This window comes from Kitasatospora sp. NPDC057512 (assembly GCF_042802135.1).
Lineage (GTDB): Bacteria > Actinomycetota > Actinomycetes > Streptomycetales > Streptomycetaceae > Kitasatospora.
Genome location: NZ_JBHVET010001057.1, coordinates 1 through 2,166 on the forward strand (window position 1 = coordinate 1; position 2,166 = coordinate 2,166).

A 2,166-nucleotide genomic window follows, 5' to 3' on the forward strand; every position below is an offset into this window, starting at 1 on the left:
CCCCCGGGAGGTTCGTCCTTCCGGGGGCGCCGTCGTTCCGTTCGCCGTCTTCGTCGTGCCGACGGGGGCGGTTTTCGTCGGGCTTACGGGGGCCTCCCGGTTCCGTTCGCGGGAGGCGCCTACTGGGGCAGCCGGTAGACGCCCTGCTCGACCGGCTCGACCAGGCCGTCCGCCACCAGGCCGTCCAGCGCCCGGGCCCGCTGCACCGAGTCCGGCCAGACCGCGTCCAGCCGGGCCTGCGGCACCGTCCCGTGCGCCTCGCGCAGCACCGCGAGCAGCTTGCCGCGCACCTGGCGGTCCGTCCCCTCGTAGGACTGGCCGCGCCGGGCCGGGCCCTCGTACGGCGGGCGGCCGGCCCGCTGCCAGGCGCAGGTGGTGAACAGCGGGCAGTCCCCGCACTCCGGGCCGCGCGCGGTGCAGACCAGCGCGCCCAGCTCCATCACGCCGACCGCCCAGGTGGCGGCCGTCTCGGCGTCGTCCGGCAGCAGCGCGGTGGCGGTGCGGCGCTCGGCGGCGGTGGTGGCCTGGGCCGGGTACTCGACGCCGGTCACCGCGCGGGCGAAGACCCGGCGGACGTTGGTGTCCAGCACTACGTGCCGCTGGCGGAAGGCGAAGGAGGCGACGGCGGCGGCGGTGTACTCCCCCACCCCGGGCAGCGAGAGCAGCGTGGCGTGGTCGTCCGGGACCTCGCCGTCGTGCTGCTCGGTGATCGCCACCGCGGCCGCGTGCAAGCGCAGCGCCCGGCGCGGGTAGCCCAGCCGGCCCCACATCCGGACCGCCTCGCCGGGCGCGTCGGCGGCGAGGTCGGCCGGGGTCGGCCAGCGGGTGAGCCAGGCCTCCCACGCGGGCAGCACGCGCTTGACCGGTGTCTGCTGGAGCATGAACTCGCTCACCATGACCGCCCAGGGCGTGGCGTCGGGGGTCCGCCAGGGCAGGTCCCGCTTGCTCGCCTCGTACCAGTCCAGGACGGTCGAGTGGAACAGCGGCAGGGGCATCGGCGGCCGGGCGGCGTCGGCGGCGGTGGCAGGGGCGGTGATGGCAGTCATGGCCCTTCGATCCTCCCATGCCCGCCGACCGGGCCGAAGTGGATCAGGCTGCTCCGGACCGACCGGGGAAGCTCCCGGGGACCGTCCGGAAATCGTCCGATTGGGGCTCGCTCGAACGGATCAAATGGCGGATCATGTGAAGGAAGGGGCGACTGTGCGGTGTTGGTGAGTCAATCGCCACACACAGTCTCGTAGAGTTTGGTCGTGCCTTCTCTGCGTCAACCCGTCGGACCACTGCCGGCCTCGATCTACTGGCGTCGGCGCGTCATCGTGCTCGTCGCCGTCGCGGCGGTCGTCGCCCTGATCGCCTGGCTGATGATCGATCAGGGCGGGGGCGGTGACGGCGGCTCACAGGGCAACGCCGCCCAGGCCGTTCCGTCCCAGTCCCAGAACCAGACACCGGCTCAGGCGATCACGCCCGGTGCCTCCCCGAGCGGCCCCGCCGCGCGCCCGGGCGGCGGCTCCGGGGGCGGACCGGTGGCGGGCGGTGGCGGCACCGAGGTCAACCTCAGTGGCGGCACCGGCGCCGGCGGGGCCAACCCCGCCCCCGGAGGCGGCGCCGCGCCGGCGACCGGCGGCGGCACCGGTGGCGGCACGGGCGGCTCCGGCGGTACGGGCGGCGGCGCTCCGGCGGTGAACACCCCCGAGATCATGGCGCTGCCGATCTGCGCCTCCTCGCAGGTGGCGCTGGAGCTGGCCGGCACCCAGAACTCGTACCAGCCCAAGGACAAGCCCCGGCTGGCCCTGACGGTCAAGAACTCCTCCGGCACCAACTGCCGGGTGGACCTGGGCCGCACCGCCTCCGTGATCACCGTGAGCGGCAGCAACAACGACCGGGTCTGGTCCTCCGGCGACTGCCCGACCGACAAGGGCGGCATCTGGGTGCAGCTCGGCGCGAACGGCAACCAGACCGAGACCTTCACCTGGGACCGCAGCCGCAGCAAGCCGCAGTGCGCGACCGCCGACCAGACGCCGCCGCCGAGCGGCACCTACGTGGTGCTCGCCGAGCTCACCGGGCTCTCCGGGGACAAGGTCTCGGCGCGGGCCTCGATCCGGCTGGACGGCTGAGAACCGGTCATCTTCTTCCCTCGGAGCCCCCGGCCGTCGCTCGGACGGGGGC

General features: G+C 74.6%; 2 protein-coding genes. One reads left to right on the forward strand and one right to left on the reverse strand.

The window, feature by feature from the left end; all coding sequences use genetic code 11:
* Positions 1-119: 119 nt before the first annotated feature.
* Positions 120-1,046 (reverse strand): A/G-specific adenine glycosylase, encoded by a 927-nt coding sequence (locus tag ACFU6K_RS37525; protein WP_049652529.1) that lies wholly within the window; start codon positions 1,044-1,046, stop codon positions 120-122.
* 204 nt (positions 1,047-1,250) lie between these two features.
* Here ACFU6K_RS37525 and ACFU6K_RS37530 point away from each other — a divergent pair, with 204 nt between their 5' ends.
* On the forward strand, positions 1,251-2,114 hold the full coding sequence (locus tag ACFU6K_RS37530; protein ID WP_380670913.1) for a hypothetical protein: 864 nt from the start codon (positions 1,251-1,253) through the stop codon (positions 2,112-2,114).
* Positions 2,115-2,166: the final 52 nt, after the last annotated feature.